The organism is Halorussus aquaticus (genome assembly GCF_024218795.1).
Lineage (GTDB): Archaea > Halobacteriota > Halobacteria > Halobacteriales > Haladaptataceae > Halorussus > Halorussus aquaticus.
Genome location: NZ_CP100400.1, coordinates 678,563 through 694,847 on the forward strand (window position 1 = coordinate 678,563; position 16,285 = coordinate 694,847).

A 16,285-nucleotide genomic window follows, 5' to 3' on the forward strand; every position below is an offset into this window, starting at 1 on the left:
GGTACGCGTTCAGAGTAAACGCAGAGAGACAAAAGCGTTCTTGCGGTCCGCGGCCGCACTGCCGCCGCCGTCCGACGGTTTGGGGCCGCTGCCAGTGTTCGACCCGGATAGGCACAGAACCCGGCACCGCGAACGTACGGACCGTCGCCGACGTTACTTCTCGGCGTAGAACCGGACCAGTCCGCACTCCGGACACCGCCGCGGCGTCACCTCCAGCGCCTTGGCGACGCCGACCGCGGCTAACACGTCGTCGGCCTCGGTCTCGGTCCGGACTCTGAACTCCCCTTGACCGGTGAAGAGGTCGGCTTCCTCTAGCGCAACGTCACAGTCCGGACAGCGCGCGTCGACAGCCATACGACGCGTTTCTCACGGTCTCAGGAAAAGCATGTCGAATTCAATTCAACGCGGCGACATCTACCGCGGTGTGTGGATAGGCGCGGGACCCTCGGTCGTGGGACCGAACGCGGCGCTCGGTCGTCGAGGGTCGAACCCGTGCTGACGGCTCAGAGCAGGACTTCGCCGTCGGGGAGCAACTCCGCTTCCGTGCGTCTCGCGGCCTCGCCCTCCCCGACGAGGGTCGATTCCTCGACCGGTTCCGAGAACCGGTCGGGGTCGGGTTCGACCGACTGCAACATCGACGAGAAGACGGACCCTCGGCGTCCGCCCGCCGAGACTATCCCGCCGTACTTGCGCTCCTCGAACGACGACTCGTCTGGGTGGGGAAACTCCTCGCGGATTATCTGGGCGGTCTCCGCTATGTACTCCGCCGCGCACTTCTGCGTGTAGAGACTCTCCTCGTAGTAGGTCTGGGCGTGGTCGTCGTCCAGTTCCTCCGAGAGGTGTTGGGGCGACTCCTACAGCACCGACTCGCTGGTGGCGTACCCGCTGGCGAACCGGACGTTCACCGTGAAACTGTCGGGGTACCGCAGGATTATCGGGAAGAACACCATGTCGGTGACGGTGGTCCGCTGCTGCATTCGCCAGAGCGCCTCGAAGTAGTACGACGCGAGCGCACCGACCCGGTCGTCTCGCTCGCCGCGGTTGTACGCGACTGCGACCTCTTCGTAGTCGTCGCCCGCGACGCGCCGGAGTCGCCGCTCGAAACTCTCGGTGAGATGCTCGAACTCCGTCTCGTAGGCGTCCAGCAGCGACGCGTCGGGGTCGGCGAGCAGTTCCGCTTTCCGCTCGCAGGCGTCCGCCACGTTCGTCATGTTCTCGTGGAACACCCGCTCGGCCTCCTCGTCGGGCAGCGGCGTTCTGACCGCGCGGCGATGCAGGACCCGCGCATCGCCGTTGAACCGATGCTGCTGCTCTCCCATGCGAACCTCTTCCGCGACGAGGAGACATTAATCGGTCGGGTCGCGGAGCGATTTCGGCCGGACGAGTCAGTTCGTCGAGACGATGTCGATGACGTCGCGACTGTCGAGTCGCGTGTCCGCGCCGACCTGCCGGTTACTCCGGCAGTCGATGCCGTGGAGGAACCCCTCGCCGAGGTCCGAGTGGATGTGGTGGGCGAAGTCCTCTGCGGTCGCGCCCTCGGGCAGGAGGAAGCAGTCGGGCAGGACCTCGCCGTTCTCGTTGCCGAGACCGTTCGCGCCGCCGGGGAACACCGGGATGACGCCCAGTTCCTCGAACAGCGCGTCTTCGAGCGCGCGCTGGACGCCGGTCCCGTCGAACTCGTGGACGAACGACTCGATGGCCTCCAGACCCTCTCGCTGGTCGTCAGAGACGTCGCCGATAATCTCGAAGTCGCCGTCGCCGGGACGGTACTCGACGACGCCCTGTTCGTCGGCCTGCTTGAGCGCCTTCTCGGCGTGGGCGCTGACCGGCACGAACGTCAGGTGGTCGTACTCGGGGTCGTCGGTGATCTCCTCGAAGTTGGCCTGCGCCTCGGGGGTGTCCATCTTGTTCGCGGCGACGACCATCGGTTTGGTCGTCTTGCGAATCTCGCGGGCGAGCTGCTCGCGGTCCTCGTCGTCCCACGTCGCGGGGTCGAGGTCGAGACCGAGCGAGAGGATTTCGCGCTTTATCTCGTCCTTGTTGGTCCGGAACGCGCTCATCTGCTCGGCCAGTTCGACCTCGATGTCGTCCTCGTTGCCGTCGTACCCGCTCTGGTAGCGCTCGATGCCCTTCTCCAGAATCCCGAGGTACCACATGTCGAGTTCGTCTTCGAGGAAGTCCACGTCGTCGCGCGGGTCGTGGTCCTCGGTAGGTTCGCCCTCGATGTCGGTCTTGCCCGAGAAGTCCACCACGTGGACCAGCACGTCGGCCTCGTTGAGGTCGGTCAGGAACTGGTTACCCAGTCCCGCGCCCTCGTGGGCACCGGGAATCAGTCCCGCCACGTCCACGAGTTTGGTCGGGACGAACCGGGTGCCGTCCTCGCAAAACCCGACGTTCGGCGTACAGCGCTCGTCGAACTCCGGGGCCGCGCAGTCCACCCGGACGTAGGCCTCGCCCACCGCGGGGTCGATAGTGGTGAAGGGGTAGGCCCCTTCGGGCACGTCGTTCATGGTCGCGGCGTTGAAGAACGTGGACTTCCCGACGGAGGGCTTGCCCACGAGTCCGATCTTGTAAGTCATTGAGTCCGATTGGCGGGTCTGTAGATATAAGGCCTGCTACTGGCGGTATCGGCCGTTAGACAGTCTCGCGGTAGTTGGTAACGAACCACTCGTGAGGCCTCGCGACCCCGAACGCCGACCGCCGCCGGACTGCTTTTTGTCGGCGGCGTCGTGGGTCGGACCGATGGTCCTCCGACCGCCGCCGAGTTCCGAGTCGCACCGATGGACCTGAACGCGTCAGTCCGCCGGGCACTTTCGTCGCTCTCGAACTTCTCGGGCACGCTCGCGTCGCTCGCGAACGACGCCTCGTTTCTCGCGCAGTGGCGACTGTTCCGCGGCGTGGCGGCCCTCGACTCGCTGCGCGACCGGACGCCGGGTCTCGCCCGCGACGAGTCGCTGTGGGTGTTCGGGGCGCGCGGCGGGACCGCGTTCGCGGACAACGCCAAGTACCTCTACCTTCACGTCACGGCCGAGCATCCCGAAATCAGGGCGGTCTGGCTCTCGAAGAACACCGATGTCGTGTGCGAACTGCAGAGCGAGGGCTTCGAGGCGTACCACTGCTACTCGCCCCGGGGCCTCCTGCTGGCGCTCCGAGCGGGCGTCGTCTTCCTGACGCAGGGCCACCGCGACCTCGCCATGCCCTGCGTGGCGGGCGCGCTCACGGTCTTGCTCTGGCACGGCCTCCCCCTCAAGCGCATCTCGTGGGACGCCGAGTTCCGGCATCGTCCGGCACCCGTCCGGCGGACGCAGGCCCGACTCTCCGGGAAGTTCGACCTGCTCACGATTCCCGGCGAGGGGGCGGCCGACGTCTTCGCGTCCGGTCTCCGCATCGACCGCGAGCGAATGGTCGCCACGGGCTACCCCCGAAACGACGCGCTCTTCGCCGAGATTCCGGGCGAGGCAGTCGGCACCGACGCCGCGGCGCTCGACCGGGTCCGCGACCTCGCGGAGGGACGTGACGCCGAAAACGCCGACTCCCCGTCGCTCGTCTGCTACCTGCCGACGTTCCGCGAGTGGACCGACGAATCGGTCGCCGACCGCCTCGACCTCACCGCGCTCGACGCGTTCCTCGCCGAGCGAGACGCCACGCTCGTCGTCAAGACCCACCCGCGCGAGACTCTCGACCTCCCCGAGGGTCTCTCCCGGGTCGTCCAACTCCCCGAAGCGACCGACGTCTACCCGCTCCTCCGGCACGCCGACGCGCTGGTCACCGACTACTCGTCGCTGTACTTCGACTACCTCCTGCTCGACCGGCCTCTCGTCTTCTACCCCTACGACCTCGACGAGTACCGCGCCCGCCGCGGGTTCTACTTCGACTACGAGTCGGTGACGCCCGGCCCGGTCGCCCGGACGTTCGACGACCTGCTCGCGGGTCTCGACCTGGCGCTCGACCCGGCCGACGACCGCGACGCGCCCCGCCGCGAGGCGGTCCGGACCCGACTCCTCGGCGGCGACCCCGCCACGGAGACGCCTCGGGACTCGCCCCAGTGCGCGCCCCCGGCCCCGCGGTCGGCGGCGGTCGCCGACCTCGTCCGCCGTCGCCTCTCCCGATAGCGACGCGAAACCCGGCGAGAGCGGCCGAATACGTAGTCTCGGGTGCGCTCCATCGACTCGGTTCCGTTACGGAGCGATATTTATATTCAGAGAGAAAGCTTGAAGTCTACTACCCAGAAACCCCCGACCAAGGGTGCCAGAGGCGCTTGCGTCGGTCCCCCGAAGCGCCGCGACTCACTATGGTAGGAACGAGCGGAACGACCCGACAGGCGACGACCAGTCGAACCGACGTATCGCTCATCGCCCACCGCGGGTTCGCGGGCGTCTACCCCGAGAACACCGTGGCGGCGATAGAGCGGGCCACGACCGCAGGTTCCCCCGGCGGTCTGCCCGAGATGGTGGAAGTGGACGTGATGCCGACCGCCGACGGCGAAATCGTCACCTTTCACGACTACGACCTCGGTCGATTGACGGACGCGCCCTCCGAACTCGCCGACCGGAAGGTGTGGGAGACGACCGCCGAGACGCTCGCGGACCTCGACGTCCTCGGCACGGGCGAGCGAATCCCCACGCTCTCGGCGGTCCTCGACGCGCTCCCGTCGTCGGTCGGCGTCAACGTGGAGTTCAAGAACCCCGGGTCGGCCGAGATTCGCCCCGGCGAGAACCTCCCGCGGGAGACCCGCGCCGAGCAGACGGCCCTCTGGAAGCCGTTCGCGGAGGACGTCCTCTCGACGCTCTCGGCGACCGACCACGACGTGTTGGTCTCGTCGTTCTCGGAGGGCGCGCTGGCGGCGGTCCGCGAGGTGGACCCCTCGGTCTCGGTCGCGGTCGTGTTCGCCGACTCCATCGCGGACGGGATGGAGGTCGCGCGCCGGTACGACTGCGAGGCGGTCCATCCGCCGTGGAACGCGATTGCGGGCACGCAGCTGTTCAACGCCGAGTACGGGTCGCTCGGTCCCTTCGAGGACATCGACCTCCTCGAAGTCGCGCACGAGGAGGACCGGGCGGTCAACGTCTGGACCGTCGAGCGCTGGTACGAGGCCGACCAACTCCGGCAGGCGGGCGTGGACGGCGTCATCGCCGACTATCCGGGCGTTCTCCAGTTCGGCGACGCCGGGACGTGACGCCCTCGCTCGCGACTGTTCTCGGAAGCCGGAAACTATCCTCGTCGTTACGTGTCGGATTCCAGTTGAAGCGCGAGTGAAAAGAGGCCGACAGGACTAAGGGCGCTTGCGTTGGGTTCTGGTGCGGTGACTTATTCGTGAAGGGAGTAATCTTAGCGGCTGGTATCGGGTCTCGACTCCGGCCGCTCACGCTGGAGAAACCGAAATCGTGTATCACAGTCGATGGAACACCCGTTCTGGCGCGTCAACTCCGGGCCTACGCAGACGCGGGCGTGACCGACGTGGTGGTGGTCGCGGGGTATCTGGCCGACGACGTGCGGGCGCTCTGCGAGGAAGTCGCGGACTCGCGGCCGGACCTCGACGTGATCGTCCGCGAGAGCGAGGTGTTCGCCAACACCGACAACATGTACTCGCTCTATCTGGCCCGCGAGGAGGTGGCGGGCGAACCCTTCGTCCTGACCAACGGCGACGTGGTGTTCGACTCGGAACTGCTCGCCGACCTGCTCGCCGCCGCCGCCGACAGCGCCATCGCGACCGACACCGAGACCTTCTCGGAGGAGGCGATGAAAGTGACCGTCGGCGACGGAGGAAGCGCGACCCACATCGCCAAGAGCGTCCCGGCGGACGTGGCCCACGGCGTCTCGACCGACGCGTATCGCTTCTCGGCGGCGTTCTCCGAGGCGCTGTTCGACGAGATAACCCGCACCATCGAGCGCGAGGGCGACTACGGCGACTGGACCGAGGCCGCCATCGACCGACTCCTCAGAGGCGGGACCCACGACGTGGAACCCGTGGACGTCTCCGAACACCGGTGGGTGGAAATCGACGACTTCGAAGACCTCCGGACCGCAGACCGTCGGTTCTCGTCGCTGTCGGACCTCGGCCAGAAGGAGGCCGTGTTCTTCGACCTCGACGGCACGGTGTATCTGGACGACGATCTCGTGACCGGGGCGGACGGTGTCGTCGAAACCCTCCGAAGTCGCGGCGTGGACGTCTACTTCCTGACGAACAACTCCTCGAAGTGGAAGGACGACTACGCCGAGCGACTGACGGACCTCGGGGTTCCGGCGGCCGAGGAAGACGTCTTGCTCTCGACCGACGGGGTCCTCCAGCACCTCCGGCGCACCGACCCGGACGGGACGTTCGTCCTCGGAACCGCCGCGATGCGCGAGGCCCTAACCGACCGCGGCGTCGAAGTCGTGGACCGAGTGGAGTCCGGAGAGGACGCGCCCGAGGCGGTGGTCGTCGGGTTCGACACCGAACTCACCTACGAGAAGGCCCGGAAGGCGACCCTCGCCATTCGAGACGGGGCGACGTTCCTGCTGGCCCACCCCGACGCGGTCTGCCCGACGGCGGAGGGGTTCGTCCCCGACTGCGGAGCCATCGGTGCGATGATAGAGACGGCGACCGACCGGTCGCCCGACCGCGTCTTCGGCAAGCCGAACGTCGAGATGGTCGCGCCGGTCCTCGACGCCGAGGGGTACGCGCCCGAGGACGTGGCGGTGGTCGGCGACCGATTGGAGACCGACGTGCGACTCGCCGAGAACGTCGGGTGCGAGTCGGTCTGCGTGCTGTCGGGCGACGCGACCCGCGCCGAGGTGGAGTCGAGCGACCGCTCGCCGACGCTGGTCGCGCCGACCGTGGCCGCCCTGACCGAGTTCGTTCGGGGCGACGCGACGGCCGACGACGCGACGGCCGACGCGAAGCAATCGGCGGCGTCCCCCGATGGGGGGTCCGAGCGGTGACCGACGACGGCGTCCGCCGGGGGTACGTCACGCAGACCCACACCGGCGCGGTGTCGTGGGAGACCGCACTCCGGCAGGCGGCCGAGATAGGGTTCGACTTCGCGGAACTCTACATGGACGGCGCGACCGAGCGCACCCGACTCGACCCGAACGCGGTCGGGTCGCTGGCCGCCGAGGAGGGTCTCGACCTGCTCGTCCACCTGCCGTTCGTAGACGTCGAAATCGGGTCGCCCCGCGACCCGGTCCGGGAGGGGTCGCTGTCCGAACAGCGCGCCGCCGTCGAGGCGGCCGCCGAGATGGGCGCGGAGAAGGCGGTCCTCCACGCCGGGACCAGCGCCCGGCCGCCCGAGTGGGAACTGGACGAAGTCGCGCCCCACCTGCTCGACTCGATTCGGACACTCGACCGGTTCGCTGCCGACCGTGACGTCGAAATCTGCGTCGAGAACCTGCCGGGCATCCCGTTCACGGTCCACCACTTCGACCGGGTGTTCAACGAGACCGAGGCGTCGATGACCTTCGACACCGGACACGCGCGAGTGGACGGGATGGACGCCGCGGACACCGCGGACTTTCTGGCCGACCGCGGCGACCGGGTCTCGCACGTCCACGTCAACGACGCCCGCGAGGCCGCCGACGAACACGTCCCCACGGGGTCGGGGACGACGGACTTCGAGACCGCGCTGGCACCGCTCCGGGAGGACTGGACGGGGACGGTCTCCGTGGAGGTGTACACCTTCGACTTCGACTATCTGGAACTCAGCGCCGAGAAGTTGGACGGCTACCTCTGAGCGGTTCGCCGAGTAGTCCTCCGCGTCCGGCCGGGGACGTTGCCGGAGCGGCCGCGTTTATCAGGGTCGGCCCTGTACCCGGCACCATGCGCGCAGTTCGCTATCACGAACACGGCGGCCCGGGCGTACTGACAGTCGAGGACGCTGAGCGACCCGACCCCGGTCGCGGGGAGGTACGCGTCGAGGTTCGCGCCGCGGGCGTCAACCCGGTGGACACCTACTTCCGGGAGGGGAGCTACGAACCGCCGGAACTCCCGATGGTTCCGGGGTCGGACCTCGCGGGCGTCGTGGACGCCGTGGGCGAGGACGTGGACGAGTTCGCCGAGGGCGACCGGGTGTTCGGCACGGGACTGGGGAACGACCGACAGGGGACCTACGCCGAGTACGCGGTCGCGCCGACCGACCGTCTCGCGCGCCTGCCCGAGAACGTGGACTTCGAGGAGGGCGCGGCCGCCGCGCTCGTTGGCGTGACCGCGTGGCGCGCGCTGGTGGACCACGCGGGTCTCGAACCCGCCGAGACCTGCCTCGTCCACGGCGGGTCGGGCGGCGTCGGTCACGTCGCGGTCCAACTCGCCGACGCCGCGGGAGCGCGCGTCGTCACGACCGCCGCCGCGGAGTATCACGACCGACTCGAAGAACTGGGCGCGGACTCGCCCGTGGACTACGGCCGCGAGGACCTCGCCGACGCCGTGGTCGAAGCGGCGGGCCGTCCGGACGTGATTCTGGACCACCGACTCGACGACTACCTCGACTTCGACGCCGAAGTCGGGACGCAGGGGGTCCGGGTCGTCGGCATCGGAAACACCCAACCCGAGGCCGGATTCGACAACGTCGCGGCCGCTCGCGCACAGGAGATGACCCTCCAGTTGATGAGTATGTACAACACGCCGGACATGTCGGCGGTCCTCGGGAAACTGGCGCGACTGCTGGAGTCGGGTGACCTCCGCCCGCACGTCTCGAAGCGCTACGACCTCGACGAGGCCGCCGAAGCGCAGAAGTCGGTCCTGCAGAACAGCTTCTTCGGGAAGTTGGTAGTCACGCCGTGAGGAGACCGGTCGCGGAGGTATCGGCAGAGAACGCCCGGTTTCGTCTGTCGAGCGGTCGCGCTCGACCGACGCGCCGACGGTGTCGCCGAGGTCGGCGATGCTGGCCGCGACTCAGACCTTCACCATGACCTTGACGGCGTCGCGCTGGTCCATCGCGCGGTACCCCTCGGGAACGCCGTCGAGTCCGACGGTCTTCGTGAAGACGGGCGAGGGGTCGAGGGTGCCCTGAAGCACGTCCGCCATCAAGTCGTCCACGTACGCGCGAACGGGTGCGACCCCGCCTTCGAGTCCGACGTTCTTCCCGAACGCGGTGTCGAGGAAGGCGGCCTCGTCCACGCCCGCGGGGACGCCGACGTAGCCGACGGTGCCGCCGGGTCGCGCGACTCGGAAGGCGGTGTCCATCGAAGACTCCGCGCCGACGCATTCGAGGACGTGGTTCGCGCCGCCGTACGTGAGTTCGGTGACCTCCTCGACGGCCTCCTCGCCTCGCGCGCTCACGACCTCTGTCGCGCCGAACTCCTCGGCTATCTCCAACCGGTCCTCGTGGTGACCCATGGCGACGATGCGCTCGGCGCCGAGTCGCTTGGCGGCGAGTACGCCGCAGAGACCGACCGCTCCGTCACCGACCACGACAACTGTGTCACCCGCTTCGACGCCCGCGCTCACCGCCGCGTGGTGGCCCGTACACATCACGTCCGTGAGCGGGAGGAGGGATTCGAGGACGGATTCGTCGTCCGCGTAGCGCTCGGGGACGCGGACGAGCGTGCCGTCGGCGTGGGGCGCGCGAATCTTCTCGCCCTGCGCGCCGGTGTTCTCGCCGCCCCAGCCAGCGCCGTTCTCGCAGGAGGTGTGGAGTCCCTTCCGACAGAACTCGCACTCGCCGCAGCTAATCGAGAACGGCGAGAACACGCGGTCGCCCGGCCGGACGTGGGTGACGTCCTCGCCGACTTCCTCGACGATGCCCATCGGTTCGTGACCGACCCGGCCCGGCGTCGGGTAGTCGCGCTGCCCGCGGTAGAACCAGAGGTCGGAACCGCAGATGGCGGTGTGAGTGACGCGGACGACGGCGTCGGTCGGGTCCCGAATCTCCGGGTCGGGGACTTCCTCTACCTCGATATCGCCTTCGCCGTGGAACACTGCGGCATCCATACCTGCGCTTCCCGTGGGACGATGAAAAAGCCGAGGTTCACGGTGGCCGTTGCTGGAGAACGACACCGCCTCGGTCCCGAGAGACGACTGCGGGTCGCGGGGAGTCCCAGACGACGGTGGTTCTCCGCCGGAGTCTCCTCCGGGACTGCCGATTGGGCGTTGCCCAGCTACACGAAGCCCTGAACGTTTGTCAAATTCCGGACTCTATCACGGTCGTTAGGTACAAAAGACCCGGCAAAAATCGCATCACAGTTTACGAATCGTTTCACTTTTAGCCGTGGGTTCGATAGCGAGACTCACACATGTCGGAACGAGAAACTTGGACGAGTAGAATCGGATTTATCTTCGCCGCCGTCGGGAGCGCGGTGGGACTCGGGAACATCTGGTCGTTCCCGTTCCAGACCGCGGCGAACGGCGGTGCTGCGTTCCTCGTCGTCTACCTGTTGGCCGTGTTCCTCATCGGCTTCCCCACGATGATGGCTGAGTTCGTCATCGGTCGGCGCGGCGAGCAGAACCCCGTCGCGTCGTTCAAGAACATCGGTTACGGGAACTGGTCGTTCGCCGGGGGTCTCGGCGTGTTCTCCTCGCTGGTGACCCTGTCGTTCTACAGCGTCGTGGGCGGGTGGGTCCTCAGCTACATCGTCGGTAGCGCCACCGGCGCGTACTTCGGCGACGCCGGAGCCTACTTCGGGTCCATCGCCTCCGGTCCCACTGCAATCGCCGCGCACGCGGTCTTCATGCTGGTTACCATCGGCATCGTCGCGTCGGGCGTCACCGACGGTATCGAGCGCGCCACGACGTTCATGATTCCCGCGATTCTGGTCCTCCTCGTCGGACTCGCCGCGTGGGCGACGACGCTCGAAGGAGCCACGGCGGGGTACGCGTTCTACCTCTCGCCGGACTTCGGCGTCATCGCGGACAACTTCTGGTCTATCGTCCCGCCAGCGATGGGGCAGGCGTTCTTCACGCTCTCGCTCGGGTTCAGTGTGATGATAGCTTACTCCTCGTACCTCGGCCGCGACGATAGCCTCCCGGCCGACGGCGGTGCCATCGTCGTCGTCAACACGCTGGTCGCGCTCCTCGCCGGGTTCGTCGTCTTCCCAATCCTGTTCGCCACGGGCGGCGCGGGCGGCGCGGGCGGCGGTGCCGGGACGGCGTTCGTCGCCCTCGCGGGTGCGTTCGGTAACCTCCCCGCGGGCGGAATCATCGGCTTCGTCTTCTTCGCCGTGCTGCTGTTCGCGGCGCTCTCCAGTTCCATCAGCCTGCTGGAGGTGCCGGTGTCGTACATCTCCGAGAACTACGGGTACAGTCGGGCCACCACCGCGGTGGCGATGGGCGCGACCATCGCTCTCGTCGGCGTCCCCGCGACGTTCGGCACGTCGTGGCTCGGATTCTACAACGACGTGGTGTTCAAGCTCCTCCTCCCCGTGGCCGTCCTCCTCATCGCCGTCTTCGTCGGCTGGGTCGCCGACACCGAAGCGGTGGACGAACTCGGTCGAGGCTCCACGTTCGGCGAGTCGTTCACCACGGCGTGGCTGTGGTGGGTCCGCGTCGTCGTCCCGTTCGCCGTCATCGTGACCCTCTACCTCGGCGTCACGGCCCTCTACGAGGGTCTCAACACGGGGGCCTACTTCTAGGGCCGACGCGACTCGGTTCTCGAACGCGGCGTCGTTTCCCGAAATCGACTATTTTCGCTGCGCTCGCCGATTCGTCTCGACTACCGATGGCTCTCCGCGAGTTCTGGTTACGAATCGTAGATTGGTGGCGGTGTATCGGCGTCGAGATCTACACATCTTCAGATGGACTCCGGTTTACCGCCGGGACGATTACAGAGAACTACAGAATTACGCCGGAAAGAGCATCATATTTCCCAATTAACGGTTCGTAACTCGAAACCCTCTTATGGCAGTGTGGGCGAGTGTGTCGCAATGACACGCGAATCGTGGCGCACGCGACTCGGCTTCATCCTCGCCGCAGTCGGCAGCGCCGTCGGCTTGGGTAACGTCTGGCGTTTCCCGTGGATGACAGCAGAGAACGGCGGAAGCGCGTTTCTGGTCGTCTATCTCGCGATTATCCTGCTGGTCGGCGTCCCCGGCCTGCTCGCGGAGTTCGTCATCGGGCGGCGCTCCCAACGCAACCCCGCGGGCGCGCTATACAGGCTCTCGTCCGGGTCGAAGTCGTGGGGCGCGGTCGGTCTCTTCGGGGTCGTGACCGCAGTCGTCCTGCTGTCGTTCTACAGCGTCGTCGGCGGGTGGATTCTCCGGTACTTCCTCGCCAGTTTCACCGGGGGGTACTTCGGGTCGCCCGGCCAGTACTTCGGGGCCATCGACTTCGGTCTCCCGGCGGTCGGCTTCCACGTCGGCTTCCTCGCACTCACGGCGCTGGTCGTGGTCGGCGGCATCCGAGACGGCATCGAGCGAGCGACGAAAGTCATGATGCCCGCAATCATCGTCCTGCTAATCGCGCTGGCAGGGTGGGCAGTGACGCGACCCGGTGCGGGCGCTGGCTTGTCGTTCTACCTCGACTTCGACGGGACTTACCTCCGAGCCAACTTCTTCGACGTGCTGGGCGCGGCGGCGGGACAGGCGCTGTTCACGCTCTCGCTCGGCGTCGGCACGATGATAACCTACGCCTCGTATCTTGGCGACGACCACAACCTCGCGTCCGACGGGAGCCTCATCGCGGTGCTGAACACCGGCGTCGGCGTTCTCGCCGGTCTCGTCGTCTTCCCGCTCCTGTTCGCGACGGTGGGCGAACTGACGGGTCCGGCCGCGGCGGGCGGCGGTCCCGGCGCGCTGTTCGTGAGTCTCGCTGGCGCGTTCTCCCAACTCCCCTTCGGCCAACCGCTCGCGGTCGTCTTCTTCGGCGTCATCGTCCTCGCGGCGCTGTCGTCGTCCATCAGCATGCTCGAAATCCCGGTCGCCTACCTCGTGGACGAGTTCGGACTGGAGCGCCGGACCGCGACCGCCGCGCTGACGTGTCTCGTTCTGGTGACCGGGTCGGCCAACGCGCTGAACCCCGGTCTGTTCGGCTTCGTGGCGGGCACGCTCGTGGACCTGATGCTGACCGCGGGCCTCGCGGGGTTCCTCGTGTTCGTCGGGTGGGTCCTCGGCAAGGACGCCGTGACCGAGTTCTCGTCGGGCGCGGGGTCGCGCGTCCGGTCGCTCGGCCCGGCGTGGCTCTGGTCGGTCCGAACGATTCTGCCGCTGTTCCTGCTCGGCACGCTCGCGGTGAACCTGCTGGCGCTCGCGGGCGTCTCGCTGTTCTGAGAGTCCGGACTTGGCGCTCCCGTCGAACTCCGTGTTTTCGTGCGATTTGCCGTCCTCGACAGCGCGGAGCGTGACGAACCACTAAGGACGTTCGTGGGAAACGTTAGCAGGCGATGGACACCACGAAACAGCTCTACGAGCAGGAGGCGACCGGGTGGAAGCGCGGCCTGTACGACGACATCCAGCGGACGTTCCGCGCGCCGGTCGTCAACTGGATATTCCGGACCCTGATGGCGAACCGGCCCGACTTCCTCCGGTATCTCTGGGGGCAGGTGAAACCCGTATTCCAGACGCGGGCCTTCGGTCGGTACACGGTCCGGTATCGGGACGCGATACTCTCGGCGGTGGAGAGCGAGGGGCCGATTCCGCGGTTCCGCCGCGAGGAGGTGGACGTCCGACCGGCCGAGTATCGGGAGCTACGCGGCCAACTCGACACTTTCGACGTCGTCGCTCCGCGACTCGCGCTGCTCTTCGAACTCTCCGACCGCCTGCTGCACGACGACCCCGTCGGCGAGGAGTGGGTCGGCGAGGAGTCAGCGGGCGAGAACTCCGACGGCGGGGACCGACGCCGAGACGCCGGGCGAGGGGCCACCGCACCGCTTCCGCCGTGGCTCGACGCCGACCGCGGACTGTCGCCCACGCTCGGTACCGCGGCCGAACTCGGCGGGGACGCCGCGGACGTCGTCTCGGAAATCGAGGCGTTCCACGGTCTCGGCGACACGCTCCCGAGCGTCTATCGGTGTCTGGTCCAGTGGCCGGGGTATCTGACCGCGGCGTGGCCCGAGTCGAAACCCCTGCTGGAGTCCGACGCGTTCGAGGAGGGGCGCGAGCGCGCCGACGAACTCACCGCCGAGTTCGTCTCCCGGCTTCCATACGTCCCGCGACTCCGCCCCGAGGACCTGCGTCGCCGGGGGATGGACGACGAGACCGTCGAAGACGTTCAGCAACTGTTCCGTCGGTTCGACACGGGACCCGTCGAGACGGTCCTGCCCGCCATCGCGCTCCACGCGGAGACGGTCGGGGCCGCCGGGCGGCGCGAGTGGGACTGACGCCCACGACCCCGAGGTCGGTTTCGCCGGGGACGAACCTGATTTTAGCAACGCTTTTCCCGCCCGTAGTTCTCAAATCGCCTAATGAGTAGCCATCGGAGGGTTCGACGAGCATGACGATGGAAGACAAGATAGACGAACTCCGCGAACTACGCGAAGAGGCCCTGCAGGGCGGCGGCGAGGAGCGAATCGAGGCCCAACACGACAAGGGGAAGATGACGGCGCGCGAGCGCATCGACTACTTCCTCGACGACGGCACCTTCAACGAGTTCGACCAGCTTCGAACCCACCGGAGCCACAACTTCGGCATGGAGGAGAAACAGGTCAAGGGCGACGGCGTGGTGACTGGGTACGGCGAGGTCAACGGTCGGAAGACGTTCGTCTTCGCCCACGACTTCACCGTCTTCGGCGGGTCGCTCGGCGAGGTGTTCGCCGAGAAGGTCTGCAAGGTGATGGACAAGGCGATGGAGGTCGGCGCGCCGGTCATCGGTCTCAACGACTCGGCCGGGGCGCGGATTCAGGAGGGCGTCTCGTCGCTCGCCGGGTACGCCGAAATCTTCCGGCGCAACACCGAGGCCTCCGGCGTCATCCCCCAGATTTCGGCCATCATGGGACCGTGCGCCGGGGGCGCGGTCTACTCGCCCGCCATCACGGACTTCATCTTCATGGTGGAGGACACCAGCCACATGTTCATCACCGGCCCGGACGTCATCGAGACGGTCACGGGCGAGCAGGTGACCTTCGAGGAGTTGGGCGGCGCGAAGACCCACGAATCGACCTCCGGCGTCTCGCACTTCTCGGAACCCTCCGAGAAGGAGGCCCTCGACGACATCCGACGCCTGCTGTCGTACGTCCCCCAGAACAACGTCGAGGACCCGCCGCGGGTCGAACCGTGGGACGACCCCGAGCGGCGCGACGAGGAACTCACGAACGTCGTCCCCGACGAACCGAAGAAGCCCTACGACATGACCCGCGTCATCGACGGCGTGGTGGACGAAGACTCCTTCTTCGAGGTTCAGGAGGGGTACGCCAAGAACATGGTCGTCGGCTTCGCGCGACTCGACGGCCGGTCGGTCGGTGTCGTCGCCAACCAACCGCGAGTCAACGCCGGGACGCTGGACATCGAGGCCTCCGAGAAGGCCGCCCGGTTCGTCCGGTTCTGCGACTCGTTCAACATCCCCATCACGACGTTCGTGGACGTGCCCGGGTTCATGCCCGGCACCGACCAAGAGCACGGCGGCATCATCCGCCACGGCGCGAAACTGCTGTACGCCTACTCCGAGGCCACCGTGCCGCTGATGACGGTCATCACTCGGAAGGCCTACGGCGGGGCCTACGACGTGATGGCCTCCAAGCACATCGGCGCGGACGTGAACTACGCGTGGCCCACCGCCGAAATCGCGGTGATGGGTCCGAAGGGCGCGGTCAACATCCTCTACGACGACGAACTCGCCGAGGCCGAGGACCCCGAGGCCCGCCGCGAGGAACTCATCGACGAGTACCGCGACCAGTTCGCCAACCCCTACACGGTCGCGGACCTCGGCTACGTGGACGACGTGCTCGAACCGCAGGACACTCGCCCCCGACTCATCGACGACCTCGAGATGCTGTCGAGCAAGCGCGACGAGCAACCCGACAAGAAACACGGGAACATCCCGCTCTGAGACCCATGGCGACATCTCACTCCGAGGAGCGCGAGGAGTCGGACGCCGCGGACGCGCCGACAGACGCGACCCTCGACGGGGCGGACCTCGTCGTTCCCGACGACGCCACCGACGAGGAGGCCGCCGCCATCGCCGCGGCAATCGGCGCTCACCTCCGGGCGCAGGCGGCAGCGGCCGCCGCCGCGGAGAGCGACGACGGGGAGACATGGCGCGACCGGCGCTGGTCGTTCGCGGGTCGCCTGCGCGGGTTGCAGGGCCGCGCGGGGCGGGTCCCCGAGAGCGCGCCCACGGACGCGTGGACCGCCTCCGGGCGAACCGACCGGTTCTGACGCCGCGGCTGGCAGTCGATAGCCCGCTTGCAGTCTCGCCGTTCCCTGCGTCGCTATCCTCACTTTCTCC

The 16,285-nt window shown here is 67.5% G+C and carries 13 protein-coding genes and 1 pseudogene; 10 read left to right on the top strand and 4 right to left on the bottom strand.

Annotated elements, in window-relative coordinates; all coding sequences use genetic code 11:
* Positions 1-153: 153 nt before the first annotated feature.
* The 3 genes and pseudogenes from NGM06_RS03620 to NGM06_RS03630 form a co-directional block, all read right to left on the bottom strand.
* Complete coding sequence (locus NGM06_RS03620; RefSeq protein ID WP_163520624.1) at positions 154-354, bottom strand: hypothetical protein; 201 nt, start codon at positions 352-354, stop codon at positions 154-156.
* Between the two features lie 149 nt (positions 355-503).
* A pseudogene (locus NGM06_RS24295) lies at positions 504-1,319 on the bottom strand (hypothetical protein).
* A gap of 66 nt (positions 1,320-1,385) precedes the next feature.
* Complete coding sequence (locus NGM06_RS03630; RefSeq protein ID WP_254268969.1) at positions 1,386-2,579, bottom strand: redox-regulated ATPase YchF; 1,194 nt, start codon at positions 2,577-2,579, stop codon at positions 1,386-1,388.
* A gap of 201 nt (positions 2,580-2,780) precedes the next feature.
* Between NGM06_RS03630 and NGM06_RS03635 the strand changes: the two genes are divergently transcribed.
* The 5 genes from NGM06_RS03635 to NGM06_RS03655 all read left to right on the top strand — a co-directional run bounded on the left by NGM06_RS03635 (position 2,781) and on the right by NGM06_RS03655 (position 8,755).
* The gene (locus tag NGM06_RS03635) at positions 2,781-4,112 is read left to right on the top strand and encodes a CDP-glycerol glycerophosphotransferase family protein (RefSeq protein WP_254268970.1); all 1,332 of its coding nucleotides are present in this window, start codon (positions 2,781-2,783) and stop codon (positions 4,110-4,112) included.
* A gap of 179 nt (positions 4,113-4,291) precedes the next feature.
* Positions 4,292-5,176 carry a glycerophosphodiester phosphodiesterase gene (locus NGM06_RS03640; RefSeq protein ID WP_254268971.1) on the top strand — a complete coding sequence of 295 codons (885 nt, stop codon included), beginning with the start codon at positions 4,292-4,294 and terminating at the stop codon, positions 5,174-5,176.
* Between the two features lie 137 nt (positions 5,177-5,313).
* Complete coding sequence (locus NGM06_RS03645; protein ID WP_254268972.1) at positions 5,314-6,921, top strand: HAD-IIA family hydrolase; 1,608 nt, start codon at positions 5,314-5,316, stop codon at positions 6,919-6,921.
* Entirely contained in the window at positions 6,918-7,709 is a 792-nt protein-coding gene (locus tag NGM06_RS03650) for a sugar phosphate isomerase/epimerase family protein (protein ID WP_254268973.1), read from the top strand. Before NGM06_RS03645 ends, NGM06_RS03650 begins: the two co-directional genes overlap by 4 nt.
* Before the next feature lie 86 nt (positions 7,710-7,795).
* Entirely contained in the window at positions 7,796-8,755 is a 960-nt protein-coding gene (locus NGM06_RS03655; protein WP_254268974.1) for an NADPH:quinone reductase, read from the top strand.
* Positions 8,756-8,866: 111 nt separating this feature from the next.
* On the opposite strand, the gene NGM06_RS03660 is transcribed toward NGM06_RS03655, so the two are convergent.
* On the bottom strand, positions 8,867-9,904 hold the full coding sequence (locus NGM06_RS03660; protein WP_254268975.1) for a zinc-dependent alcohol dehydrogenase family protein: 1,038 nt from the start codon (positions 9,902-9,904) through the stop codon (positions 8,867-8,869).
* 302 nt (positions 9,905-10,206) lie between these two features.
* Here NGM06_RS03660 and NGM06_RS03665 point away from each other — a divergent pair, with 302 nt between their 5' ends.
* The 5 genes from NGM06_RS03665 to NGM06_RS03685 all read left to right on the top strand — a co-directional run bounded on the left by NGM06_RS03665 (position 10,207) and on the right by NGM06_RS03685 (position 16,215).
* The gene (locus NGM06_RS03665) at positions 10,207-11,541 is read left to right on the top strand and encodes a sodium-dependent transporter (protein ID WP_254268976.1); all 1,335 of its coding nucleotides are present in this window, start codon (positions 10,207-10,209) and stop codon (positions 11,539-11,541) included.
* Positions 11,542-11,832: 291 nt separating this feature from the next.
* A complete protein-coding gene (locus tag NGM06_RS03670; RefSeq protein ID WP_254268977.1) occupies positions 11,833-13,173 on the top strand; it encodes a sodium-dependent transporter in 1,341 nt (446 codons plus the stop codon).
* 113 nt (positions 13,174-13,286) lie between these two features.
* Entirely contained in the window at positions 13,287-14,222 is a 936-nt protein-coding gene (locus NGM06_RS03675; RefSeq protein ID WP_254268978.1) for a halocarboxylic acid dehydrogenase DehI family protein, read from the top strand.
* A gap of 119 nt (positions 14,223-14,341) precedes the next feature.
* Positions 14,342-15,886 carry an acyl-CoA carboxylase subunit beta gene (locus NGM06_RS03680; RefSeq protein WP_368410507.1) on the top strand — a complete coding sequence of 515 codons (1,545 nt, stop codon included), beginning with the start codon at positions 14,342-14,344 and terminating at the stop codon, positions 15,884-15,886.
* Between the two features lie 5 nt (positions 15,887-15,891).
* Positions 15,892-16,215 carry a DUF8022 family protein gene (locus NGM06_RS03685; RefSeq protein ID WP_254268980.1) on the top strand — a complete coding sequence of 108 codons (324 nt, stop codon included), beginning with the start codon at positions 15,892-15,894 and terminating at the stop codon, positions 16,213-16,215.
* Positions 16,216-16,285 lie beyond the last annotated feature (70 nt).

Excerpts from the sequence above, each read along its gene's own strand:
- NGM06_RS03620 (WP_163520624.1), bottom strand. The coding sequence starts at position 354 with ATGGCTGTCGACGCGCGCTGTCCGGACTGTGACGTTGCGCTAGAGGAA.
- NGM06_RS03630 (WP_254268969.1), bottom strand. The coding sequence starts at position 2,579 with ATGACTTACAAGATCGGACTCGTGGGCAAGCCCTCCGTCGGGAAGTCC.
- NGM06_RS03635 (WP_254268970.1), top strand. The coding sequence starts at position 2,781 with ATGGACCTGAACGCGTCAGTCCGCCGGGCACTTTCGTCGCTCTCGAAC.
- NGM06_RS03640 (WP_254268971.1), top strand. The coding sequence starts at position 4,292 with ATGGTAGGAACGAGCGGAACGACCCGACAGGCGACGACCAGTCGAACC.
- NGM06_RS03655 (WP_254268974.1), top strand. The coding sequence starts at position 7,796 with ATGCGCGCAGTTCGCTATCACGAACACGGCGGCCCGGGCGTACTGACA.
- NGM06_RS03660 (WP_254268975.1), bottom strand. The coding sequence starts at position 9,904 with ATGGATGCCGCAGTGTTCCACGGCGAAGGCGATATCGAGGTAGAGGAA.
- NGM06_RS03665 (WP_254268976.1), top strand. The coding sequence starts at position 10,207 with ATGTCGGAACGAGAAACTTGGACGAGTAGAATCGGATTTATCTTCGCC.
- NGM06_RS03670 (WP_254268977.1), top strand. The coding sequence starts at position 11,833 with ATGACACGCGAATCGTGGCGCACGCGACTCGGCTTCATCCTCGCCGCA.
- NGM06_RS03675 (WP_254268978.1), top strand. The coding sequence starts at position 13,287 with ATGGACACCACGAAACAGCTCTACGAGCAGGAGGCGACCGGGTGGAAG.
- NGM06_RS03680 (WP_368410507.1), top strand. The coding sequence starts at position 14,342 with ATGGAAGACAAGATAGACGAACTCCGCGAACTACGCGAAGAGGCCCTG.
- NGM06_RS03685 (WP_254268980.1), top strand. The coding sequence starts at position 15,892 with ATGGCGACATCTCACTCCGAGGAGCGCGAGGAGTCGGACGCCGCGGAC.